The following is a 23,115-nucleotide window of genomic DNA, read 5'->3' as shown; positions in this document are numbered from 1 at the left end:
GGATTACTCCTGAACTTGTACTTCATCAGCCTGCATGCCTTTCTGGCCTTGCACGGCGATAAAACTGACTTTCTGGCCTTCTTTCAAGCTCTTGAAGCCGTTGCCTTGGATCGCGCGGAAGTGCACGAACAAATCCGGACCGCTTTCTGGCGTGATAAAACCAAAACCTTTCTCGTCGTTAAACCACTTGACGGTACCGCTCTGACGATTCGACATGTTGCGTTTCCTTGAACCTAGAGTTGATGACAGCCGCTACTCGGCATGAGGGGCTGAGTACTGGTTGCAAGGCGGTGTACGACGTCGAGCGGGATGTAGCGGATCTAGATGATCTACTGCATCAGGTCACGATTTTCGGCGACCCATGCAAACACAGTGGGGCAAACTCTAGCCAACTCCCAGGCAAATGCCAAGCCCCTGCAGGGCATGCGGTTGCTGGGCTGTAGGCGTTTTACTCGGCCCTTTGAATATGGGCTTTACTGGAGTCTGGTGCATTAGTCAGCGCGGTGTCGGGGTGCTGTTCTGGGGTGTTGCAGCTTTATTGCGGACAATAAAAAAGGCCTTGAATCTCAAGGCCTTTCTTCGAATCTATGGTGCCCCGGGGGAGACTCGAACTCCCACTTCTTTCGAAAACGGATTTTGAATCCGCCGCGTCTACCGGTTCCGCCACCGGGGCACAATGGCGGCGCAGTATAGGGATGGTGTTGGGGTTGGTCAATCCACTTGCGTGGCCAGCATGCACGATTTCCGGTAAGCTTTGCCGCCCTGCTAAACGACCCCCTTCCGACCATGCGTGTTGCCGATTTCAATTTCGAGCTGCCAGACGCTCTGATTGCCCGCCATCCCCTTGCCGAACGCCGTGCCAGCCGTTTGCTGGTGCTTGATGGGCCGACGGGTGAGCTGGCGCATAAACAGTTCAGTGATCTGCTGGATTACCTGCGTCCTGGCGATCTGATGGTGTTTAACAACACCCGGGTGATTCCGGCGCGGCTGTTCGGCCAGAAGGCTTCCGGTGGCAAGCTGGAGATCCTAGTTGAGCGCGTGCTGGACAGCCATCGTGTGCTGGCCCATGTGCGTGCGAGCAAATCGCCGAAGCCGGGCTCGGTGATCTTGATCGACGGCGGTGGCGAGGCCGAGATGCTGGCCCGCCACGATGCGCTGTTCGAGCTGCGCTTTAGCGAAGACGTGCTGCCGCTGCTGGAGCGGGTGGGGCATATGCCGTTGCCGCCTTACATCGACCGTCCGGACGAACAGGCCGACCGCGAGCGCTATCAGACGGTGTATGCCGACCGCGCTGGCGCCGTTGCGGCGCCGACCGCCGGGCTGCATTTTGATCAGCAGCTGCTCGCGGCAATTGCCGAGAAGGGCGTTGAGCAGGCGTTCGTCACCCTGCACGTGGGTGCGGGCACCTTTCAGCCGGTCCGGGTTGAGCGCATTGAAGACCATCATATGCACAGCGAGTGGCTGGAGGTCGGCCAGGCTGTGGTCGACGCGGTGGCGGCTTGTCGTGCGCGTGGCGGTCGGGTGATTGCCGTTGGCACCACCAGCGTGCGCTCGCTGGAAAGCGCCGCCCGTGACGGCGTGCTCAAGGCCTTCAGCGGTGACACCGACATCTTTATCTACCCAGGACGGCCGCTGCATGTGGTCGATGCGCTGGTGACCAACTTCCATTTGCCGGAATCGACCCTGCTGATGCTGGTGTCGGCGTTTGCCGGTTACCCGGAAACCATGGCGGCCTATCAGGCGGCGATTGCCGGTGAGTATCGTTTTTTCAGTTACGGTGATGCCATGTTTATCACCCGCAACCCCGCGCCGCGCGGGCCTGAGGAGCAGCTATGACGCGCACCTGCCGCATGTCTTTCGAATTGTTGGCGACCGAGGGCAAGGCGCGGCGTGGTCGGCTGACTTTTCCCCGTGGCGTGGTGGAAACCCCGGCGTTTATGCCGGTGGGCACCTATGGCACGGTCAAGGGCATGTTGCCGCAGGATATCGAGGCGATTGGTGCGCAGATCATCCTCGGCAACACCTTCCACCTGTGGTTGCGTCCCGGCACCGAGGTGATCAAGAAGCACGGCGACCTGCACGACTTTATGCAGTGGCAGGGGCCGATCCTTACCGATTCTGGCGGCTTTCAGGTGTTCAGCTTGGGTGCCATGCGCAAAATCAAGGAGGAGGGCGTGTACTTCGCCTCACCGGTTGATGGCGCCAAAGTGTTTATGGGGCCGGAAGAGTCAATGCAGGTGCAGCGCGACCTGGGTTCCGACATCGTGATGATCTTCGACGAATGCACGCCGTACCCGGCCGAGTTCGATGTGGCCAAGCGTTCCATGGAGCTGTCGCTGCGCTGGGCCAAACGCTCGAAAGAGGCGCATGGTGAAAGCACGGCGGCGCTGTTCGGCATCGTTCAGGGCGGCATGCATGAGGAATTGCGCAAGGTCTCCCTGGATGGCTTGGAGCAGATCGGTTTTGACGGTTATGCCATTGGTGGTCTGTCCGTTGGCGAGCCGAAAGACGAGATGATCAAGGTGCTGGATTACCTGCCTGCGCAGCTGCCGGCCGACAAGCCGCGTTACCTGATGGGCGTGGGCAAGCCGGAGGATCTGGTTGAAGGCGTGCGCCGTGGTGTGGACATGTTCGACTGCGTGATGCCGACCCGCAACGCGCGCAACGGCCACCTGTTCGTCGACACTGGCGTGCTGAAAATCCGCAATGCCTTTCATAAACAGGACAATTCGCCGCTGGACCCAACCTGCGACTGTTACACCTGCAAACATTTCTCCCGCGCCTATCTGCACCATCTGGATAAATGTGGCGAAATGCTCGGTAGCATGCTCAATACAATCCACAACTTACGGCATTATCAGGTGCTTATGGCTGGTTTGCGCGAGGCTATTCAACAGGGTACATTGGCCGCCTTTGTCGATGCCTTCTATGCCAAACGCGGGCTGCCAACGCCGCCTCTGGATTGATTCCCAACCTTTTAAAGACCCTTGCAACAGGAGTGTTACATGAGCTTTTTTATCCCCGCTGCTTTCGCTGAAGGCGCCGCACCGGCTGCCGGTCCTGCTGGTAGTGGCTTTGAATGGGTATTTCTGGTCGGCTTTCTGGTCATCTTCTATCTGATGATCTGGCGCCCACAGGCCAAGCGTGCCAAAGAGCACAAGGGTCTGATCAGCGGCCTGCAGAAAGGTGATGAAGTGGTAACCAGCGGCGGTATCGCTGGCAAGGTGTCGAAGGTTTCCGATGACTTCGTGGTAATCGAAGTGTCCGACACGGTCGAACTGAAGATTCAGAAAGTGGCGATTGCCGCCTCGCTGCCTAAAGGCACGCTGAAAGCGATCTAAGCCACACACCTTTACCATTCGACGGGGCGCTTAATGCGCCCCGCGTCATAACGGGCGGCGTCATGCTCAACAAGTTTCCCCTCTGGAAGTACCTGCTGATTCTGGCTGTGCTGGCAATCGGCTTCCTCTATTCCGCGCCCAATCTGTACCCGGATGATCCGGCGATCCAGATCAGTGGCAACAGCTCCGCCATGCGCGTCGAGCAGGCCGATCTGGACCGCGCCAGCCGCGCCCTGGAAGCAGCCGGTATTAGCGTAAAAGCCGTGAGCCTGGCCAATCAGGGCCGTGCCGGTTTGCTGCGCTTGAACAGCGCTGAAGACCAGCTGCCAGCCAAAGAGCTGGTGCGCAAGGCTTTGAGCGATGAGTTCGTAGTGGCCCTGAACCTGGCGCAAACCACGCCGGACTGGCTGCGCAACCTGGGCGGCAGCCCGATGAAGCTGGGCCTGGACTTGTCCGGTGGTGTGCACTTCCTGATGGAAGTGGACATGGACAAAGCCCTGGATGCGCGCCGCAAGGTTTACGAAGGCGAGGTCAAGAGCCTGCTGCGTAAAGAGCGCGTGCGTTATCGCAGCCTGCCTGAGCTGGATGGCGCCATCCAGCTGGGCTTTGCCGATGAAGCGACGCTGGAGAAGGCTCAGCAGCTGATTCGTAAGGATTTCACCGATTTTGACCTGACCACCGTGCAGCGTGGCGAGCAGCAGGTGCTGCGTCTGGCGCTGACTCAGGCCAAGCTGGTCGAGATTCGCGAATACTCGATCAAGCAGAACCTGACCACCGTGCGTAACCGGGTCAACGAGCTGGGCGTGGCCGAGCCGCTGGTCCAGCGTCAGGGCGCCAACCGCATCGTGGTTGAGCTGCCAGGTGTGCAGGACACCGCCGAAGCCAAGCGTATTCTCGGCAAAACCGCCAACCTGGAGTTCCGTCTGGCCGCCGAACCAGATGCGGCCAAGGCGGCGACCGAAAGCTTCGAATTCCGCGAGGAAGGTCGTCCGCCGGCGCAGCTGGAGCGTGATCTGATCATCACCGGTGATCAGGTGACCGATGCCCAGGCCAGTTTCGATGAGAACGGCAGCCCGCAGGTGAATATCCGTCTGGATGGCCGCGGCGGCGACCTGATGAACCGCGCGACCCGCAACAATGTCGGGCGCAGCATGGCGGTGATCTTTATCGAGCAGAAGCCGGTAACCCGCTACGTGCGCCAGGTGGTGGATGGCGTCGAGAAGGAAGTCGAGCTGCAGACCTTCGTCGAAGAGAAGAAGATCATCAGCCTGGCGACCATTCAGTCGCCGCTGGGCAGCCAGTTCCGCATCACCGGCCTGGATGGTCAGGGCGAGTCGTCCGAGCTCGCGTTGTTGCTGCGTGCCGGTGGGCTGGCGGCGCCGATGTACTTTGCCGAAGAGCGCACCATTGGCCCGAGCCTGGGTGCGGATAACATTGCCAAGGGCATCAGTGCGTCGCTGTGGGCGATGCTGTTTGTCTCGCTGTTTATCATCGCGATTTACCGTTTCTTCGGTGTGCTGGCGACCATTGCCCTGGGCCTGAACATGGTGCTGTTGCTGGCACTGATGTCGTTGCTCAGCGCCACCCTGACCCTGCCGGGTATCGCCGGTATCGTGCTGACCATGGGTATGGCGGTGGACGCCAACGTGTTGATCTTCTCGCGTATTCGTGAAGAGATTGCCAATGGCATGTCGATCCAGCGCGCGATCCATGAGGGTTTTGATCGGGCTTACTCGGCGATTGTCGACGCCAACCTGACCACCCTGCTGGTGGGCGGCATTCTGTTCGCCATGGGTACCGGGCCGGTCAAGGGCTTCGCCGTGACCCTGTCGCTGGGTATTCTCACCTCGATGTTTACCGCCATTCTGGTGACGCGTTGCATGGTCAACCTGACGTGCGGCGGGCGTGACTTCAAGAAGTTGTGGATTTAAGGGGCTGTGATGAATCGTACGATCAACTTCATGGGGGTGCGCAATATTGCGTTCGCCTTCACCCTGCTGCTGACGCTGTTGGCACTGGTTAGCCTGTTTACCAAGGGCTTGAACCTGGGGCTGGATTTTACCGGCGGCACGCAAATCGAACTGAGCTACGAGCAGCCGGCAGACCTCGGTAATATCCGTGCGCAGCTGGCCGGTGCCGGTTATGCCGATGCCGTGGTGCAGAGCTTTGGCGCCACCACCGATGTGGTGGTGCGCATGCAGGGCAGCGATCCTGATTTGGGTAACAAGGTGGCCGCCGCGCTGCGCCAGACCGGCGAGCAGCTTGAGGTGAAAAAGGTCGAGTTCGTCGGCCCGCAGGTGGGGGAAGAGCTGCGCGACCAGGGTGGACTTGGTCTGCTGCTGGCGCTGGGTGGGGTGATGCTGTACCTGGCCTTCCGTTTCCAATGGAAGTTCGGCGTGGGTGCGATTGTCTCGCTGATCCACGACGTGATTGTCACCCTGGGCATTCTGTCGTTCTTCCAGATCACCTTCGATCTGACGGTGATGGCGGCGTTGCTGGCGATCATCGGCTACTCGCTGAACGACACCATTGTGGTGTTCGACCGGGTGCGCGAGAACTTCCGCGTGCTGCGCAAGGCGACGTTGATTGAAAACATCAACATCTCTACCACGCAGACCCTGCTGCGCACCATGGCGACCTCGATCTCCACCTTGCTGGCGATTGCCGCACTGCTGATATTCGCCGGCGACAACCTGTTCGCCTTCTCGGTGGCGCTGTTTGTCGGGGTGAGCGCGGGTACTTACTCGTCGGTCTATATCGCCAACGTGGTGCTGGTGTGGCTGGATCTGACGGTCGATGACCTGATTCCACCGGTGGTGGAAGAAGAGGTCGATGAGCGCCCCTGAATCTGTGCGCTTTATCGCAAATGATTGAGTGAGCCGGGCAGGTGTTGAACTTGCCCGGTTTTTTTATGCTCCAAGGCAGGGAGTAAGGCGCGTTGAGCGCCAAGCAGCGGTTTCAAGGAGGCCTGTATGAACAAGTCAATGTTGGTAGGCGCGGTATTGGGTGCCGTGGGTGTGACGGCGGGTGGCGCGGTGGCTACTTACAACATCGTCAGCGCGCCGGAATATGCCGAAGTGCTGGCGGTTAAGCCGATCAAGGAAACCATCAAGACGCCGCGCGAGGTCTGTAAGGATGTGGCGGTCACCCGTCAGGCGCCGGTCAAGGATCAGCACCAGATAGCCGGTACCGCGATTGGTGCGGTGGTGGGCGGCTTGCTGGGTAATCAGGTCGGTGGCGGCAACGGCAAGAAGCTGGCGACAGTCGCCGGAGCAGTGGGTGGCGGTTATGCCGGCAATAAGGCGCAAGAGCATCTGCAGAGTCGTGATACCTACACCACCACCGAAACCCGTTGCAGCACGGTGACCGATACCAGCGAAAAGCTGGTGGGCTATGACGTGAAGTACGAGTTGGATGGCAAGGTGAGCCAGGTGCGCATGGCCAGTGATCCGGGCCGGCAGATTCCGGTCAAGGATGGTCAGTTGGTGTTGGTGGATCAATCCAGCAACTGATCGCCAGGGTTCACTAGGTACAAAAAAGCGCCCCGCGGGGCGCTTTTTTATTGTGGCTTGATCAGCGCTTCAAGGAGGCCGACAAGTGCGGCTGAATGGCCGTCAGTACGGCCTTGAAGCACTTGGTGTTGCCGGCAACGATCTGGCCTTTTTCCAGGAATTCGTGGCCGCCGCTGAAGTCGCTGATCAGGCCGCCCGCTTCCTGAATCAGCAGTGCGCCAGCAGCCATGTCCCATTCGGACAAGCCGAACTCCCAGAACGCATCGAAGCGACCGGCGGCCACGTAGGCCAGATCCAGGCTCGCGGCGCCTGCACGGCGAACGCCAGCGGTCTGGCCGACCAGGCTGCGGAACATGCCGATGTAGTTTTCCAGGTTGTCCATCTGGCTGTCGCGGAACGGGAAGCCGGTGCCGAGCAGGGCGCCTTCCAGGCTCTTGCGATTACCAACGCGCAGACGGCGGCCGTTGAGGGCGGCGCCACGGCCGCGGCTGGCGGTGAATTCTTCCTGGCGAACCGGGTCGATGATCACGGCGTGCTCAAGGCGGCCACGGTATTTGCAGGCGATGCTGACGGCGTAGTGCGGAATACCCCGGATAAAGTTGGTGGTGCCGTCCAGTGGATCGATGATCCATAGGTAATCGGCGCCATCGCCGCTGCCCTCACTCAGGCCGCTTTCCTCGCCGAGGATGCCGTGGTTCGGGAAGGCTTTGCGCAGGGCCTGAATGATCAGCTGCTCGGCAGAGCGATCTACTTCAGTTACATAGTCCTTGGCTTCTTTCTCGTCGACCGAGATGACGTCCAAGCGTTCGGTCGAGCGGAAGATCATTTCGCCGGCGCTACGGGCTGCGCGCAGCGCGATATTCAGCATGGGCTGCATGGATGTTCACCTGGGTCGTTAAAGAAAGCCGGCCATTCTAGCAGAAAAGCTCGGCGGTTGAAGTGCAACCTGCGCCTTGCGTGGCGTAAGGCGGGTGGCTTCTGTAAGATTTACTTCTCTATAGGCTTGTCTGTGAGCGTTTGCGTTGCTGGAAAATATTCGTGTTGTGTTGGTCGGTACCAGTCATCCGGGCAATATCGGTGGCGCGGCGCGGGCCATGAAAAACATGGGGTTGATGCAGCTGGTGCTGGTCGATCCGCAGGACTTTCCCAGTGGAGAGGCGGTGGCGCGCGCTTCGGGCGCCAGCGATATTCTCGATGCGGCGCAGGTGGTCGGCACACTGGAGGAAGCGTTAGTCGGTTGCAGTCTGGTGTTGGGCACCAGTGCGCGGGATCGGCGTATTCCCTGGCCGCTGCTGGATCCGCGCGAATGTGGCGTGGCGGCGTGCGAGCAGGCGCAGCAGGGTGGCGAAGTGGCGCTGGTGTTCGGTCGTGAGTATGCCGGCCTGACCAATGAAGAATTGCAGCGCTGCCATTTTCATGTGCACATTCCGTCTGACCCGGCGTTCAGTTCGCTGAATCTGGCGGCGGCGGTGCAGGTGCTGGCTTACGAGGTGCGTATGGCCTGGTTGGCGGCAGAAAACCAGCCGACCAAGACGCTCAAGCTGGAGGCCACGGCCATCCAGAGCTCGCAGCCGGTTACGGCGGATGAGCTGGAGTCGTTTTATCGCCACCTGGAACAGGCATTGGTTGAAATCAGGTTTCTCGATCCGGCCAAGCCGCGGCATTTGATGAGTCGTCTGCGCCGCTTGTACGGACGCAGTGCGATAAGCAAGCTGGAAATGAATATCTTGCGCGGTATCTTGACGGAAACCATCAAGGCGGCGCGTGGCGAGCACCCTGGGCAGGAGAAGGCAGATGTTTGAGCGCATGCGAGAGGATATCCAGAGCGTATTTCATCGCGACCCGGCGGCGCGTAATGCCTTTGAGGTCATTACGTGCTATCCGGGCTTGCATGCGGTCTGGCTGCATCGCATCGCGCACGCGCTATGGGGTAGCGGCTGGAAGTGGCTGGCGCGAGTGGTGTCGAACTTCGGGCGCTGGATGACCGGCATCGAAATTCACCCGGGCGCGAAGATCGGTCGGCGCTTCTTTATCGATCACGGCATGGGCATCGTGATTGGTGAAACGGCCGAAATTGGCAATGACGTCACCCTTTACCAGGGTGTGACCCTGGGCGGCACCAGCTGGAACAAGGGTAAGCGCCACCCGACGCTGGAAGATGGTGTGGTGGTCGGAGCGGGTGCCAAGGTGCTGGGGCCGTTCACGGTCGGCGCCGGCGCCAAGATCGGCTCCAATGCCGTGGTCACCAAGGAGGTGCCAGCGGGTGCTACGGCGGTCGGTATCCCGGGGCGGATCATCGTCAAAACCGATGATGAGCAGGAAGCCAAGCGCCAGGCAATTGCCGAGAAGCTCGGTTTCGATGCCTATGGCGTGAGTCAGGACATGCCGGACCCGGTGGCGCGTGCCATTGGTCAGCTGCTCGATCACCTGCATGCGGTGGATGGGCGCCTGGAAGGCATGTGCGGCGCGCTCAAGTCCTTGGGTAGCGACTACTGCGCCAAGGATTTGCCGCAACTGCGTGACGAGGACTTCGCCGGCGTGGTCAAAGACGCAGACAAGCCTGCGGCTTGATGGTGCGCGCGCGTGCATTTTGCTATGCTGCGCGCCCTCATTGCGGCTAATCCCGACTAAGGCACTAGGTCTTATAGTTGACTTAAATACTCGGGAATTGCATACTCGCGGCATATTGCGACCACGCGGTAATCCCCATGCGACTAACCACCAAAGGCCGTTACGCCGTCACCGCCATGCTTGATCTGGCGTTGCACGCTCAGCGCGGGCCGGTGTCTCTGGCTGATATCTCCGAGCGGCAGGGTATTTCCCTTTCCTATCTGGAGCAGCTGTTTGCCAAGTTGCGCCGCGGTAATCTGGTGTCCAGCGTGCGCGGGCCAGGCGGTGGTTATCAGCTGTCGCGCGACATGCAGGGTATTCAGGTGGCTGAGGTGATTGACGCGGTCAACGAGTCGGTCGACGCCACGCGCTGCCAGGGGCAGGGCGATTGCCATGCGGGTGATACCTGTCTGACCCACCATTTGTGGTGCGACCTCAGCCAGCAGATACACGAATTTTTAAGTGGCATCAGTCTCGCTGACTTGGTGACCCGCCGTGAAGTACAGGAAGTGGCTCAGCGCCAGGATCAGCGCCGCTGCAATGGCAGGACGCCGTACCTGGATAAGATCGAAACGTCCGCCGTCGATTGAGCGCAACGCGCTGGCTAGCTGGCCTGATACCTGATTAGGAGAGAATTGATGAAGTTGCCGATTTACCTCGATTATTCCGCCACCACCCCGGTTGATCCGCGTGTTGCGCAAAAAATGAGCGAATGCCTGCTGGTTGACGGCAACTTCGGCAACCCGGCGTCGCGCTCCCATGTGTTTGGCTGGAAGGCTGAAGAGGCCGTGGAAAACGCTCGCCGTCAGGTGGCTGAGCTGGTTAATGCCGACCCGCGTGAGATTGTCTGGACCTCCGGTGCTACCGAGTCCAACAACCTGGCGATCAAGGGCATCGCCGATTTCTACAAGACTAAAGGCAAGCACCTGATCACCTCGAAAATCGAGCACAAAGCGGTGCTGGATACTATGCGCCAGCTTGAGCGCGAAGGCTTCGAAGTGACCTACATCGAGCCTGGCGAAGACGGCCTGATTACCCCGGCCATGATCGAGGCGGCGCTGCGTGAGGACAGCATTCTGGTGTCGGTCATGCACGTGAATAACGAGATCGGCACGATCAACGATATTGCCGCAATCGGTGAATTAACCCGCTCGCGTGGCGTGTTCCTGCATGTTGATGCGGCGCAGTCCACCGGCAAGGTGGCCATCGATCTGGACGCGCTCAAGGTCGATCTGATGTCCTTCTCCGCGCACAAGACCTATGGCCCGAAAGGTGTCGGCGCGCTGTTTGTACGGCGCAAACCGCGTGTGCGTCTGGAAGCCCAGACCCATGGCGGCGGTCACGAGCGCGGCATGCGCTCCGGCACCCTGGCGACTCACCAGTGCGTCGGCATGGGTGAGGCCTTCCGCTTTGCCAAGGAAGAAATGCTCCAGGAAAACCAGCGTATCCAGGCTTTGCGTGATCGTTTCTTCAAGCAGGTCGATGGTCTGGAAGAGCTGTACATCAATGGCAGCATGAGCGCCCGTGTGCCGCACAACCTCAACCTCAGCTTCAACTACGTTGAGGGTGAGTCGCTGATTATGGCGCTCAAGGATCTGGCGGTTTCGTCTGGCTCGGCCTGTACTTCGGCTTCCCTGGAGCCGTCCTACGTATTGCGTGCCCTGGGCCGCAATGATGAACTGGCACACAGCTCGATTCGTTTTACTTTCGGCCGCTTCACTACCGATGAAGAAGTCGATTACGCCGCGCAGAAAGTCTGCGAAGCGGTCACCAAGCTGCGCGAATTGTCGCCGCTGTGGGATATGTACAAAGACGGTGTCGACATCTCCAAGATCGAGTGGGCGGCGCACTAAATAGTCGCCGAGCAAGAGCGGCTCTCTGATGAGGAAGGAATACCAGCATGGCTTACAGTGAAAAGGTTATCGACCATTACGAAAACCCGCGCAACGTCGGCAAGATGGATGCGGAAGATCCGGACGTCGGTACCGGCATGGTCGGCGCGCCGGCCTGCGGCGACGTGATGCGTTTGCAGATCAAGGTCAACGAGCAGGGTGTGATTGAAGACGCCAAGTTCAAGACCTATGGCTGCGGTTCGGCGATCGCTTCCAGCTCCCTTGCCACAGAGTGGATGAAGGGTAAGACCCTGGACGAAGCGGAAACCATCAAGAACACCCAGCTGGCCGAGGAATTGGCTCTGCCACCGGTGAAAATTCACTGCTCGGTACTCGCCGAAGATGCCATCAAGGCCGCTGTGCGCGATTACAAGCAGAAGAAAGGCTTGCTCTAAGGAGGTTTGTCGATGGCTATCAGCATGACCGAAGCTGCCGCTCAGCACGTGCGTCGCTCTCTTGAAGGGCGTGGCAAGGGCGAAGGTATTCGCCTGGGTGTGCGCACCACGGGCTGTTCCGGCTTGGCCTATGTGCTGGAGTTTGTCGATGAGGCCGCCAGCGAAGATCAAGTGTTCGAGAACCATGGCGTCAAGGTGATCATCGATCCCAAGAGTCTGGTCTACCTCGATGGCACCGAGCTGGACTTCGTTAAAGAGGGGTTGAACGAAGGCTTCAAGTTCAACAACCCGAATGTGCGCGGCGAATGTGGCTGCGGCGAAAGCTTCAATATCTGAGGCGCGTGTGGGCAGTCCTTGTCACTTTGCTTTATTTGACCTGCAGCCAAGCTTCCGCCTGGATCTTGACCAGCTAGCCGTGCGTTATCGCGAGCTGGCGCGCAATGTCCATCCGGATCGCTTTGCCGATGCTTCCGAGCGTGATCAGCGTCTGGCTCTCGAGCAGTCCGCCAGCCTTAACGAGGCTTACAGCACGCTCAAGAGTGCACCGCGGCGCGCCCGCTATTTGTTGGCGCTACGCGGCCCCGAGTTGCCGCTGGAAGTGACGGTGCAGGATGCGGATTTCCTGCTGCAGCAGATGCAGCTGCGCGAAGAGCTGGAAGATCTGCACGACAGTGCGGACCTGGCGGGTGTGGCGCAGTTCAAGCGGCGTTTGAAGGTGGCTCAGGATGAGCTCAGCGAAAGTTTTGCGGTTTGTTGGGATGATGCTTCGCGACGTGAAGAGGCCGAGCGCCTGATGCGTCGCATGCAGTTTCTCGACAAGCTTTCCCACGAGGTTCGCCAGCTGGAAGAGCGCCTCGACGATTAACGCGCGCAGGCCCCAGAGGCGTGCCCGAGTCTAGATAAGCACTGATTAACCATGGCCTTACTGCAGATCGCTGAGCCCGGACAAAGCCCACAGCCACACCAGCGTCGCCTGGCCGTGGGGATTGATCTGGGTACCACCAACTCGCTGGTTGCCGCCGTGCGTAGCGGCCTTTCCGTGCCCCTGGCCGATGCGGCTGGGCAGGTTATCCTGCCCTCCGCCGTGCGCTATCACGCGGATCGGGTCGAGGTGGGCGAAGTCGCCAAGGCGGCCGCATCGGCCGACCCGCTGAATACCGTGCTGTCGGTCAAGCGTCTGATGGGGCGCGGCCTGGCGGACGTCAAACAGCTTGGCGAGCAGCTGCCGTACCGCTTTGTTGGCGGCGAATCACATATGCCGTTTATCGAGACCGTGCAGGGGTCGAAGAGCCCGGTTGAAGTCTCGGCCGATATTCTCAAGGTGTTGCGTCAACGCGCTGAAGCGAGCCTCGGTGGGGAGCTGGTGGGTGCGGTTATCACGGTGCCGGCCTATTTCGATGACTCGCAGCGCCAGGCCACTAAAGACGCTGCGCGTCTGGCTGGTCTGAATGTGCTGCGCCTGCTTAACGAGCCGACTGCGGCTGCCGTGGCCTATGGTCTGGATCAGCATGCCGAGGGCGTGGTCGCCATCTATGACCTGGGCGGCGGCACCTTCGATATTTCCGTGCTGCGCCTGACCGGTGGCGTGTTTGAAGTGCTGGCCACTGGCGGCGACAGCGCGCTGGGTGGCGATGACTTCGACCATGCCATCGCCGGCTGGATAGTTGAGCAGGCAGGGATTTCCTCTGATCTTGATCCAACGCAGCAGCGTCTATTGCTGGAAGCGGCCTGCGCTGCCAAGGAGGCGCTGACCGACAGCGCGATGGCAAGCCTCAGCTATGCCGGCTGGACCGGGCAATTGAGTCGTGAGCAGTTCGACGCGCTGATTGAGCCGATGCTGGCGCGCAGCCTCAAGGCCTGTCGTCGCGCGGTGCGTGATGCCGGAATTGAGCTGGAAGAAATCGAAGCCGTGGTCATGGTGGGTGGCTCTACTCGTGTGCCGCGTGTGCGTCAGGCGGTCGCCGAGTTGTTTGCCCGTGAGCCGTTGACCGATATCGATCCGGATCAGGTGGTGGCCATCGGTGCGGCGATTCAGGCCGATGCCCTGGCGGGCAACAAGCGCGGTGATGGCGAAGAACTGCTGTTGCTGGATGTGATTCCTCTATCGCTCGGCCTGGAAACCATGGGTGGGCTGATGGAAAAGGTGATTCCGCGCAACACCACTATTCCCGTGGCTCGCGCGCAGGACTTCACCACCTATAAAGATGGTCAGACGGCCATGATGGTGCATGTGCTGCAGGGCGAGCGCGAACTGATCAGCGATTGCCGCTCCCTGGCGCGCTTTGAGTTGCGCGGTATTCCGCCGATGGTTGCCGGCGCGGCGAAGATTCGCGTGACCTTTCAAGTGGATGCCGATGGCCTGCTGAGTGTGGCGGCCCGCGAGCTGGCCTCGGGCGTCGAGGCGAGTATCCAGGTCAAGCCGTCCTATGGTCTGACCGATGGCGAAATCGCCCGCATGCTGCAGGACTCCTTCAAAAATGCCGGTGACGACAAGGTTGCCCGTGTGCTGCGCGAGCAGCAGGTCGATGCTCAGCGTTTGCTGGAAGCGGTCGAAGCGGCATTGCTGGCCGATGGCGAGCGGTTGCTGGATGCTGATGAGCGCCTGGCCATCGACGCGCAGATAGAGCAGTTGCGTGGCTTGATGGCCGGCAGTGATGGTCTGGCGATTGAGCAGCAAACCAAGCGTTTGACCCAGGTGACGGATGCTTTTGCCGCGCGTCGTCTGGATGCCACGGTCAAGGCCGCCCTGGCCGGCCGTAGTCTTGATGAGATTGAGGAATAAGCATGCCGCAGATCATTTTTCTGCCTCACGCGGTGCTGTGTCCGGAGGGGCTGGTGGTCGAGGTCACGCCAGGTACTTCGCTGCTTGAGGTGGCGCACGAGCACCATATCGAGATCGAAAGTGCCTGCGGCGGTGTGTGCGCCTGCACCACCTGTCACTGCATTATTCGTGAGGGCTTCGACTCGCTGGCTGAGGCCGATGAGCTGGAAGAAGACATGCTCGATAAAGCCTGGGGGCTGGAAGCGCAATCGCGGTTGTCCTGCCAGGCTATTGTGGGTGATGAAGACCTGACCGTGGAAATCCCCAAGTACTCGCTCAACCACGCCGCCGAAGCGCCGCACTGATCCCTGGAGCTGTTATGAGTCTGAAGTGGGTTGATGTTCTGGAAATCGCCATTCAGCTGGCTGAGTGCAAACCTGAGGTGGACCCGCGTTACGTAAACTTCGTCGATCTGCATCGCTGGGTTTTGGAGTTGCCGGATTTTTCCGATGACCCGCAGCGCGGCGGTGAAAAGGTGCTGGAAGCCATTCAGGCAGCCTGGATCGAAGAGGCTGATTAATCGGCCTTTTGGCCTGGCCTACGCATTTAATCGGAACCCGCGTATAATTCGCGGGTTTAATTTTTCGCTTTAATCACTGTTTCTGGAGTTTCACATGGCTGTTCAACGCACTTTCTCCATCATCAAGCCCGATGCCGTTGCCAAGAATGTAGTTGGCGAGATCACCAGCCGCTTCGAAAAAGCCGGCCTGCGCGTCGTTGCTTCGAAAATGGTTCAACTGTCCGAGCGCGAAGCTGCTGGCTTCTACGCTGAGCACAGCGAGCGCGGCTTCTTCAAGGACCTGGTGGCTTTCATGACCTCCGGTCCGGTTATCGTTCAGGTTCTGGAAGGCGAAAACGCTGTTCTGGCTAACCGCGAGCTGATGGGCGCTACCAACCCTAAAGAAGCGGCTGCCGGCACCATCCGTGCTGATTTCGCGGTTTCCATCGACGAAAACGCTGTTCACGGTTCCGATTCCGAAGCTTCTGCTGCCCGTGAAATCGCTTACTTCTTCGCTGCAACCGAAGTTTGCGCACGTATTCGCTAAGCGAATCGGGTGAGGGTGAAGCCATGACTGAAGCGACCGGTAAAATCAATCTGCTGGGTCTGACCCAGGCAGAAATGGAGCAATTCTTCGACAGCATCGGGGAAAAGCGTTTCCGTGCCGGCCAGATGATGAAATGGATTCACCACTTTGGTGTCGATGATTTCGATGCCATGAGTAATGTCAGCAAGGCCTTGCGCGAAAAGCTCAAGGCCTGTGCTGAAATCCGCGGCCCGGAAGTGGTCAGCGAAGATATTTCCACTGATGGCACCCGCAAGTGGGTAGTGCGCGTGGCGTCAGGCAGTTGCGTAGAAACCGTGTATATCCCCCAGGGCTCGCGTGGCACCTTGTGTGTGTCGTCGCAGGCCGGCTGCGCGCTGGATTGCAGTTTCTGCTCGACCGGTAAACAAGGTTTCAATAGCGATCTGAGCGCTGCCGAAGTGATCGGTCAGGTGTGGATCGCCAACAAGTCGTTCGGTAGCGTACCGGCGAAGATCGACCGCGCCATCACCAACGTGGTGATGATGGGCATGGGTGAGCCGTTGCTGAACTTCGACAACGTGGTTGCCGCCATGAAAATCATGATGGACGACCTCGGCTACGGTATCTCCAAGCGCAAGGTGACGCTGTCCACCTCAGGCGTAGTGCCGATGATCGACAAGCTCGGCGAAGTGATTGATGTGTCGCTCGCGCTGTCGCTGCATGCGCCGAACGATGCGCTGCGCAACCAGCTGGTGCCGATCAATAAGAAGTACCCGCTGGAAATGCTACTGGCGGCCTGTAAGCGTTATGTCTCGCGCCTGGGCGAGAAACGCGTGCTGACTATCGAATACACCCTGCTCAAGGATGTAAACGATAAGACTGAGCACGCTGAGGAAATGATCGCACTTCTCAAAGATGTGCCTTGCAAGATCAATCTGATTCCGTTTAATCCCTTCCCCCACTCCGGGTACGAGCGGCCCAGCAACAATGCTATTCGCCGTTTCCAGGACCTGCTGCACAAAGCCGGACACAATGTCACCGTACGTACCACGCGGGGTGAGGACATTGACGCGGCGTGTGGCCAGTTGGTTGGCCAGGTTATGGACCGTACCCGCCGTAGTGAGCGCTATATTGCTGTGCGTGAATTGAGTAGCGAGGCCGAAACGCCGAGTTCCGCCGCCAATCGAACCTGAGGGGAGGATACCCATGACCTTGCGTCCCGCGTTATTGCTGTTGGCCGCCAGTCTGTTAGCCGGTTGCGTGACTACCGGTAATGTTGATCCGATGAAAACCGCCAAGGGCCGCGAAGAAGCCCGCGATGCTTATGTCCAACTGGGCATCGGCTATCTGCAGAAGGGTGAAACTGAGCGAGCCAAAGTGCCGCTGAAAAAGGCTCTGGAACTCGACTCTTCCAATGCGGACGCGCATGCTGCTCTGGCTTTAGCATTTCAGATTGAGATGGAGCCGAAGCTGGCGGATGAGCACTTCCGCAAGGCCATTTCGCAGCGCCATGGCGATCCCCGCCTGCTGAATAACTACGGCAGTTTCCTGTATGAGCAGAAGCGCTATCAGGAAGCTCTCGAACGTTACACCCAGGCAGCTCAGGACAACCTTTACCCTGAGCGTTCGCGAGTTTTTGAAAACCTCGGTCTGACCTCGTTGCAGCTCAAACAACGCGAACAGGCCAAGGCCTATTTCGAGCGTTCGCTGCGCCTGAACAGCCGCCAGCCCCGCGCATTGCTGGAAATGGCGCAGTTGTCCTATGAGGACAATCTCTATGTGCCGGCACGCGGCTATTACGAGAGTTACCTAGGGTTAGCCCCACACAGTGCGCGAAGCCTGTTGTTGGGCGTGCGTTTGGCGAAGATTTTCGAGGAGCGCGACAATGCCGCGAGTCTCGGTTTGCAGTTGAAGCGACTCTATCCGGGTACCCCGGAATATCAGCAATACCTGGCGGAGCAATGATGAAAGCGGCGCATCCAGAAGTGCTAGCAGTTCCCCGTATCAATCCGGGTGAGACTTTGCGCAAGGCTCGTGAGAGCCGCGGTTGGACCATTGCCGAGGTTGCCGCGCAGTTGAACTTGACCCCGCAGCGCTTGAGTCAGGTTGAGCAAGGTGCCTTCGACAAGCTGCCTGGGCACACCTTTGCCCGCGGTTATGTGCGGGCTTACGCCAAGTTGCTGGAAGTCGATCAGAACCGTCTGGTGCTGGAATTCGATCAGTTTACTGGCAGCGACGCCGCCGGTAGCAATGTGCACAGCCTGGGGCGCATCGAGGAGCCGGTGAGCTACTCGCAACGCATCCTGCGCATGGTCAGTTTTGGTGTGTTGCTGGCGCTGGCTGGTTTGAGCTTCTTCTGGTGGCAGGAGCAGGCCGAGCGCCGCGCCGAAGACCTGGCGTCAACCAGCCTTGAACATGTTGAAGTAGAGGGCGCCGACGGCACCACGCAGATTCATCCGCTGGATGAGCCGGAAGACCAGGCGGTGGAAGCTGCCCAGCTGGATACAGAAGCCGCGTTGCCGCTGCTGTCTGAGGAGGCTGCTGCATTGCCAGACGCTGCCGGCAGCGAGGCTGCAGCCGTAGCCCCGCAAGCTGAACAGCCGCAAACATTCGCCGAAACGGCAAGCGTTCCGGCAGTGCCCGCTGCTGCGGCCGATGCCGCACCTGTTGTCGCCGAGGCTGTGCCCGCAACTCCAGTTGAAGTCGCTCCAGTGCAAGCCGCTGCAGGCGAGGCAGTGGTCAGCCTGACCTTTATTGCCGATTGCTGGACGCAACTGACCGATGCCAATGGCAAGGTATTGTTCAGTGCCCTCAAGCGCAAAGGCGATAGCCTGCAGTTGGCCGGTAAGGCCCCGCTAGAGCTGCGCCTGGGTTATGCCCGTGGTGTGCAGGTCAGCCTGAATGGCAGTCCGGTCGATGTGGCGCCCTTTATCTCCGGTGAGACCGCGCGTCTGAAGTTGGGTGGGCAGTAACATGCATTGCGAGTCACCGATTAAACGCCGTATTTCACGCAAAATCTGGGTCGGTTCCGTACCTGTGGGTGGCGATGCGCCCATCGCCGTGCAGAGCATGACCAATAGCGACACCAATGATGTAGCCGCCACCGTGGCGCAGATCCGTCGCCTGGAAGATGCCGGTGCCGATATCGTGCGGGTTTCCGTGCCGGATATGCACGCTGCTGAGGCTTTCGGCAAGATCAAGCAGCAGGTGCGCGTGCCGCTGGTGGCCGATATCCACTTCGATTATCAGATTGCCCTGCGCGTTGCCGAGCTGGGCGTCGACTGTTTGCGTATCAATCCGGGCAATATCGGTCGCGAAGACCGTGTGCGCGCGGTGGTTGAGGCGGCGCGTGACAAGGGCATTCCGATTCGTATTGGGGTCAACGCCGGTTCGCTGGAAAAAGACCTGCAGAAGAAATACGGCGAGCCCACGCCTGCTGCGCTGGTTGAGTCGGCATTGCGCCATGTCGAGCATCTGGATCGTCTGAATTTCCCCGACTTCAAGGTCAGCGTAAAGGCTTCCGACGTGTTTATGGCCGTCGAGGCCTACCGCCTGCTGGCCAAGCAGATCGAGCAGCCGCTGCACTTGGGCATCACCGAAGCCGGCGGTTTGCGCTCCGGTACAGTCAAGTCGGCCGTAGGCCTGGGCATGCTGCTGGCCGAAGGCATCGGCGACACCATCCGTATTTCCCTGGCTGCCGATCCGGTGGAAGAGATCAAGGTTGGCTACGACATCCTCAAATCGCTGCGCCTGCGCTCTCGCGGCATCAACTTTATCGCCTGCCCGAGCTGCTCGCGGCAGAACTTCGATGTGGTCAAGACCATGAACGAGCTGGAACAGCGCGTCGAAGACCTGTTGGTGCCGCTGGATGTGGCGGTGATCGGTTGCGTGGTCAACGGCCCTGGCGAAGCCAAGGAAGCCCATATCGGTCTGACCGGTGGCTCGCCCAATCTGATCTATATCGATGGCAAGCCGGCGCTCAAGCTGGGCAATGACAACCTGGTCGATGAGCTGGAAAAGCTGATCCGCCAGAAAGCGGCCGACAAGGTCGCAGCTGACGCCGCGTTGATTGTGCGCAGCTAACACCGTTAAGGAAATGAATTGAGCAAGTCCCTGCAAGCCATCCGTGGCATGAACGATATCCTGCCTGAGCAGACCCCGCTTTGGCGCTACTTCGAAGGTGCTGTTGGCGGTCTGCTGGATGGCTACGGCTATCGGCAGATCCGTATGCCGATCGTTGAATTCACCGAGCTGTTCAAGCGCTCGATTGGTGAAGTCACCGATATCGTCGAAAAAGAGATGTACACCTTCGACGACCGTAATGGCGACTCCCTGACCCTGCGTCCGGAAGGCACCGCCGCCTGTGTGCGCGCTGTGCTTGAGCATGGTCTGGCGGGCGGTGGGCAGACCCAGAAACTCTGGTACATCGGCCCGATGTTCCGTCACGAGCGTCCGCAGAAAGGCCGTTATCGCCAGTTTCACCAGATTGGTGTGGAAGTCTTCAATATCGACGGCCCGGATATCGATGCCGAGCTGATCGTGCTGACCTGGCGCCTGTGGGGCCTGCTGGGTATCCGTGATGCGGTGAAACTTGAACTCAACAGCCTGGGCACCAGCGCCGCGCGCGCGGTGTATCGCGATGCGCTGGTCGAGTTCTTGACTGCCCATGCCGATCAGCTGGATGAGGACAGCCGCCGCCGTATGGGCAGCAACCCGTTGCGCGTGCTGGACAGTAAAGTGCCGGAAACTCAGGCCCTGCTGGTGAACGCGCCGAAGCTGGCAGATTACCTGGATGACGAGTCGCGCGTGCATTTCGAGGGGCTTAAGGCCCGTCTGGATGCGGCCGGCGTGCCGTACGTGATCAACCCCAAGCTGGTGCGTGGCCTGGATTACTACAGCAAGACGGTGTTCGAGTGGGTAACCGATCAGCTCGGTTCCCAAGGCACGGTGTGCGCCGGTGGTCGCTATGACGGCCTGGTCGAGCAGATGGGCGGCAAACCGACGCCGGGCGTGGGTTTTGCCATGGGCATCGAACGTTTGGTGCTGTTGCTCGAAACTCTAGGTAAAGTACCGGCTGAAATCGCCCGTACGGTCGACATCTACCTGTGCGCCTTCGGCGAGCCCGCTGAACTGGCGGCGCTGACCTTGAGCGAGCAACTGCGTGATCAGCTGCCCAACCTGCGTCTGCAGGTCAATGCCGGGGCGGGCAGCTTCAAGAGTCAGTTCAAGAAGGCCGACAAGAGTGGCGCGTTGTACGCCTTGATCTTGGGTGAAGACGAATTGGCCCAGCAAGTGGTAGGTTGCAAGCCGCTGCGCGGTCAGGGCGAACAACAAAGTATTGCGTGGTCGGCATTGGCCGATCATCTGGCGACCTGCGCCGATCAGGCCTGAGCGCCTGTTGAGTGATTTAGCGAATAGGAGTGTTGGGGTGGTTTCGCGTACCGATGAAGAAGAGCTGGCGGTAATCAAGGACTGGTGGCAGCGCAATGGCATGCCTTTGCTGACCGGTGTTGCGCTGGCGTTGGTGGTGGTGTTCGGCTGGCAGGGCTGGCAGAAGTATCAGGCTAATCAGTCCCAGAGTGCTTCGCTGGTGTATCAGCAATTGCTCGAAGCTGCTCTAGATCCGAGCGGCAAGCCTGACGCCGCTAAGGTCGCAGAGCTGGCTGGTACCCTGAAAAAAGATTTCGCCGGCACCCATTACGCCCAATACGGCAGTCTGTTTGTGGCCAAGGTTGCTGTCGAAGCGGGCAAGCTGGATGACGCTGCCAGCGAGCTGCAGGCGATCATCGACAAGCCGGCGGATGACAGCCTGGCTGAGCTGGCTCGTCAGCGCCTGGCGCGTGTGCTGGCTGCGCAAGACAAGGCCGAAGACGCCCTGAAACTGTTGGATACCAAGGTTGCGCCGGCCTTTGCCGCCAGCCGTGAAGAACTCAAAGGTGATCTGCTGGTGCAACTCGGCCGTGCCGACGATGCGCACGCCGCCTACGAAAAAGCCAAGGCTGCGCTCTCTGAAGATGCCGCTGTCGGTGGTCTGCAAATGAAGCTGGATGATCTGGCAAAAGGGGATGCGTGACGTGATGCGCTGGAAGAATGCCGCACTGCTGGCCCTGGCCGTTCTGGCCGTAGGTTGCAGCAGCAATAGCAAGAAGGAACTGCCACCGGCCGATCTACCCAAGTTTGAGGAAGAAGTCAGCCTGCAGAAAGAGTGGAGTCGTTCGATTGGCGACGGCCAGGGCGAGTCCTTCAACATGCTGGTACCGGCGATCGATGGCGAGCAGATCTATGCCGCCGATGTCGAAGGCTTGGTTGTCGCCATGGACCGCATGACCGGCAAAGTCATCTGGAAAGCCGACCTGGAGCTCCCGGTGTCCGGTGCAGTCGCTGCCGGCTATGGCCTGGTGGTGGTTGGTACGCTGAAAGGCGAGATCATCGCCCTCGACACCGCCAACGGTGAAGAGAAGTGGCGCGCCCGCGTGACCAGTGAAGTGCTGGCTGCGCCGGCGCTGAACGGCGACGTGGTGCTGGTACAGACCCAGGATGACCGCCTGATCGCTCTGGACATGAACAGCGGCGAGCAGCGCTGGATCTTTGAAAACACCCCGGCCGTACTGACCCTGCGCGGCACTGGCAGCCCGGTGCTGACCAATCGTCTGGCGATTGCCGGGCTGTCCACCGGTAAGGTGATTGCGCTGGACGCTCAGCGCGGTATTCCGGTTTGGGAACAGCGTGTAGCCGTTCCGCAAGGGCGCTCCGAGCTTGATCGTGTGGTCGATATCGACGGTGGCTTGCTGCTCTCGGCGGGCACTCTGTACGCCGTCAGCTACCAGGGCCGCGTTGCGGCGCTGGATCTGGAAAGCGGTCGTATCCTCTGGCAGCGTGAAGCGTCCAGTTCGGTCGGTGTGGCCCAGGGTTATGGCAGTGTTTACGTAAGCCTGGCCAGCGGTACCGTGGAAGGGATCGACGAGCGTTCGGCTTCGGCGCTCTGGAGTAATGACGCCCTGGCGCGTCGCCAGTTGTCGGCGCCGGAAGTGTTCTCTAGCTACATCGCATTTGGTGACCTGGAAGGCTACCTGCACCTGGTCAGCCAGGTGGACGGTCGTTTTGTCGGCCGTACGCGGATCGACAGCGGCGGCCTGCGTGCCCGTCCGCTGGTTGTGGGTGATTGGCTGTATGCCTACGGCAACGGCGGCAATCTGGTGGCGCTGACCATCAAGTGATCGCTCGCTAACGCTTTGGCTATGCTGCACAGCACCTAGGGTTGTGTAGCACTGGCCAGTGCAATGAATTCCGGCCGCTGCCCCTGCAGCGGCTTTTGTATTTTCTGAAATAACGAAGTGGAGAGCCTAATGGTTCCCGTAATTGCCCTGGTGGGCCGCCCGAACGTCGGCAAGTCCACCCTGTTTAACCGCTTGACCAAGTCCCGTGACGCGATTGTCGGCGACCTGTCTGGTCTGACCCGTGATCGCCAGTACGGCGAGGCCAAGTGGCAGGGGCGAACCTATATCGTCATCGACACCGG

General features: G+C 59.8%; 27 protein-coding genes and 1 tRNA gene. 25 read left to right on the top strand and 3 right to left on the bottom strand.

Going from position 1 to position 23,115, the window contains the following annotated elements; all coding sequences use genetic code 11:
* Positions 1–3: 3 nt before the first annotated feature.
* Both WA145_RS17585 and WA145_RS17580 read right to left on the bottom strand, forming a co-directional pair.
* The gene (locus WA145_RS17585; RefSeq protein WP_325508685.1) at positions 4–216 is read right to left on the bottom strand and encodes a cold-shock protein; all 213 of its coding nucleotides are present in this window, start codon (positions 214–216) and stop codon (positions 4–6) included.
* Positions 217–588: 372 nt separating this feature from the next.
* Positions 589–673, bottom strand: a tRNA-Leu gene (locus WA145_RS17580).
* Between the two features lie 113 nt (positions 674–786).
* On the opposite strand from WA145_RS17580, the gene queA reads away from it, so the two are divergent.
* From queA to WA145_RS17550, 6 genes are all read left to right on the top strand, one after another.
* Complete coding sequence (gene queA / locus WA145_RS17575; RefSeq protein ID WP_422582797.1) at positions 787–1,836, top strand: tRNA preQ1(34) S-adenosylmethionine ribosyltransferase-isomerase QueA; 1,050 nt, start codon at positions 787–789, stop codon at positions 1,834–1,836.
* 14 nt (positions 1,837–1,850) lie between these two features.
* On the top strand, positions 1,851–2,966 hold the full coding sequence (tgt, locus tag WA145_RS17570; protein ID WP_422582807.1) for a tRNA guanosine(34) transglycosylase Tgt: 1,116 nt from the start codon (positions 1,851–1,853) through the stop codon (positions 2,964–2,966).
* Between the two features lie 39 nt (positions 2,967–3,005).
* The gene (yajC, locus tag WA145_RS17565; protein WP_090248652.1) at positions 3,006–3,341 is read left to right on the top strand and encodes a preprotein translocase subunit YajC; all 336 of its coding nucleotides are present in this window, start codon (positions 3,006–3,008) and stop codon (positions 3,339–3,341) included.
* Between the two features lie 62 nt (positions 3,342–3,403).
* Positions 3,404–5,272: a protein translocase subunit SecD gene (gene secD / locus WA145_RS17560; RefSeq protein ID WP_422582796.1), complete on the top strand. Its 1,869-nt coding sequence runs from the start codon at positions 3,404–3,406 to the stop codon at positions 5,270–5,272.
* A gap of 9 nt (positions 5,273–5,281) precedes the next feature.
* On the top strand, positions 5,282–6,187 hold the full coding sequence (secF, locus tag WA145_RS17555) for a protein translocase subunit SecF (RefSeq protein WP_422582795.1): 906 nt from the start codon (positions 5,282–5,284) through the stop codon (positions 6,185–6,187).
* Between the two features lie 126 nt (positions 6,188–6,313).
* Complete coding sequence (locus WA145_RS17550) at positions 6,314–6,853, top strand: glycine zipper 2TM domain-containing protein (protein ID WP_422582794.1); 540 nt, start codon at positions 6,314–6,316, stop codon at positions 6,851–6,853.
* 61 nt (positions 6,854–6,914) lie between these two features.
* Here the strand turns inward: WA145_RS17550 and suhB are convergent, their stop codons facing one another.
* The gene (suhB, locus tag WA145_RS17545; RefSeq protein WP_422582793.1) at positions 6,915–7,730 is read right to left on the bottom strand and encodes an inositol-phosphate phosphatase; all 816 of its coding nucleotides are present in this window, start codon (positions 7,728–7,730) and stop codon (positions 6,915–6,917) included.
* A gap of 145 nt (positions 7,731–7,875) precedes the next feature.
* On the opposite strand from suhB, the gene trmJ reads away from it, so the two are divergent.
* The 19 genes from trmJ to WA145_RS17450 form a co-directional block, all read left to right on the top strand.
* Complete coding sequence (gene trmJ, locus WA145_RS17540) at positions 7,876–8,655, top strand: tRNA (cytosine(32)/uridine(32)-2'-O)-methyltransferase TrmJ (protein WP_422582792.1); 780 nt, start codon at positions 7,876–7,878, stop codon at positions 8,653–8,655.
* The gene (cysE, locus tag WA145_RS17535) at positions 8,648–9,424 is read left to right on the top strand and encodes a serine O-acetyltransferase (RefSeq protein WP_422582791.1); all 777 of its coding nucleotides are present in this window, start codon (positions 8,648–8,650) and stop codon (positions 9,422–9,424) included. Before trmJ ends, cysE begins: the two co-directional genes overlap by 8 nt.
* A gap of 137 nt (positions 9,425–9,561) precedes the next feature.
* Positions 9,562–10,053: a Fe-S cluster assembly transcriptional regulator IscR gene (gene iscR, locus WA145_RS17530; protein ID WP_090248642.1), complete on the top strand. Its 492-nt coding sequence runs from the start codon at positions 9,562–9,564 to the stop codon at positions 10,051–10,053.
* Between the two features lie 48 nt (positions 10,054–10,101).
* Positions 10,102–11,316 carry an IscS subfamily cysteine desulfurase gene (locus tag WA145_RS17525; RefSeq protein ID WP_422582790.1) on the top strand — a complete coding sequence of 405 codons (1,215 nt, stop codon included), beginning with the start codon at positions 10,102–10,104 and terminating at the stop codon, positions 11,314–11,316.
* 47 nt (positions 11,317–11,363) lie between these two features.
* A complete protein-coding gene (iscU, locus tag WA145_RS17520; RefSeq protein ID WP_040261926.1) occupies positions 11,364–11,750 on the top strand; it encodes a Fe-S cluster assembly scaffold IscU in 387 nt (128 codons plus the stop codon).
* Between the two features lie 12 nt (positions 11,751–11,762).
* Positions 11,763–12,086 carry an iron-sulfur cluster assembly protein IscA gene (gene iscA / locus WA145_RS17515; RefSeq protein ID WP_090248639.1) on the top strand — a complete coding sequence of 108 codons (324 nt, stop codon included), beginning with the start codon at positions 11,763–11,765 and terminating at the stop codon, positions 12,084–12,086.
* Between the two features lie 7 nt (positions 12,087–12,093).
* Positions 12,094–12,615: a co-chaperone HscB gene (gene hscB, locus WA145_RS17510; protein ID WP_422582789.1), complete on the top strand. Its 522-nt coding sequence runs from the start codon at positions 12,094–12,096 to the stop codon at positions 12,613–12,615.
* A 51-nt stretch (positions 12,616–12,666) separates the two neighbouring features.
* The gene (gene hscA / locus WA145_RS17505) at positions 12,667–14,532 is read left to right on the top strand and encodes a Fe-S protein assembly chaperone HscA (protein ID WP_422582788.1); all 1,866 of its coding nucleotides are present in this window, start codon (positions 12,667–12,669) and stop codon (positions 14,530–14,532) included.
* 2 nt (positions 14,533–14,534) lie between these two features.
* Positions 14,535–14,876 (top strand): ISC system 2Fe-2S type ferredoxin, encoded by a 342-nt coding sequence (gene fdx, locus WA145_RS17500; RefSeq protein WP_422582787.1) that lies wholly within the window; start codon positions 14,535–14,537, stop codon positions 14,874–14,876.
* A 14-nt stretch (positions 14,877–14,890) separates the two neighbouring features.
* The gene (gene iscX, locus WA145_RS17495) at positions 14,891–15,091 is read left to right on the top strand and encodes a Fe-S cluster assembly protein IscX (RefSeq protein WP_422582786.1); all 201 of its coding nucleotides are present in this window, start codon (positions 14,891–14,893) and stop codon (positions 15,089–15,091) included.
* A 94-nt stretch (positions 15,092–15,185) separates the two neighbouring features.
* On the top strand, positions 15,186–15,617 hold the full coding sequence (ndk, locus tag WA145_RS17490; RefSeq protein WP_422582785.1) for a nucleoside-diphosphate kinase: 432 nt from the start codon (positions 15,186–15,188) through the stop codon (positions 15,615–15,617).
* A gap of 23 nt (positions 15,618–15,640) precedes the next feature.
* Positions 15,641–16,789, top strand: coding sequence for a 23S rRNA (adenine(2503)-C(2))-methyltransferase RlmN (gene rlmN, locus WA145_RS17485; protein ID WP_422582784.1), 1,149 nt, complete (start codon positions 15,641–15,643; stop codon positions 16,787–16,789).
* 13 nt (positions 16,790–16,802) lie between these two features.
* On the top strand, positions 16,803–17,561 hold the full coding sequence (gene pilW / locus WA145_RS17480; RefSeq protein ID WP_422582783.1) for a type IV pilus biogenesis/stability protein PilW: 759 nt from the start codon (positions 16,803–16,805) through the stop codon (positions 17,559–17,561).
* A complete protein-coding gene (locus WA145_RS17475) occupies positions 17,561–18,568 on the top strand; it encodes a RodZ domain-containing protein (protein ID WP_422582782.1) in 1,008 nt (335 codons plus the stop codon). The genes pilW and WA145_RS17475 overlap by 1 nt, the downstream gene beginning before the upstream one ends.
* Before the next feature lies 1 nt (position 18,569).
* Positions 18,570–19,679, top strand: a complete 1,110-nt coding sequence (gene ispG / locus WA145_RS17470; RefSeq protein ID WP_422582781.1) for a flavodoxin-dependent (E)-4-hydroxy-3-methylbut-2-enyl-diphosphate synthase — start codon at positions 18,570–18,572, stop codon at positions 19,677–19,679.
* 18 nt (positions 19,680–19,697) lie between these two features.
* Positions 19,698–20,987: a histidine--tRNA ligase gene (hisS, locus tag WA145_RS17465; protein WP_422582780.1), complete on the top strand. Its 1,290-nt coding sequence runs from the start codon at positions 19,698–19,700 to the stop codon at positions 20,985–20,987.
* A 100-nt stretch (positions 20,988–21,087) separates the two neighbouring features.
* The gene (locus tag WA145_RS17460; RefSeq protein ID WP_422582806.1) at positions 21,088–21,669 is read left to right on the top strand and encodes a tetratricopeptide repeat protein; all 582 of its coding nucleotides are present in this window, start codon (positions 21,088–21,090) and stop codon (positions 21,667–21,669) included.
* The gene (bamB, locus tag WA145_RS17455; RefSeq protein ID WP_422582805.1) at positions 21,662–22,813 is read left to right on the top strand and encodes an outer membrane protein assembly factor BamB; all 1,152 of its coding nucleotides are present in this window, start codon (positions 21,662–21,664) and stop codon (positions 22,811–22,813) included. The genes WA145_RS17460 and bamB overlap by 8 nt, the downstream gene beginning before the upstream one ends.
* 129 nt (positions 22,814–22,942) lie before the next feature.
* Positions 22,943–23,115 (top strand): GTPase (locus tag WA145_RS17450; RefSeq protein WP_422582804.1); only part of this gene is annotated, 173 nt, incomplete at its 3' end.

Source organism: Pseudomonas sp. (assembly GCF_049301935.1).
GTDB lineage: Bacteria > Pseudomonadota > Gammaproteobacteria > Pseudomonadales > Pseudomonadaceae > Aquipseudomonas.
Note: the sequence above shows the minus strand (reverse complement) of the source record. Positions and strands in the feature narration are given on the sequence as shown.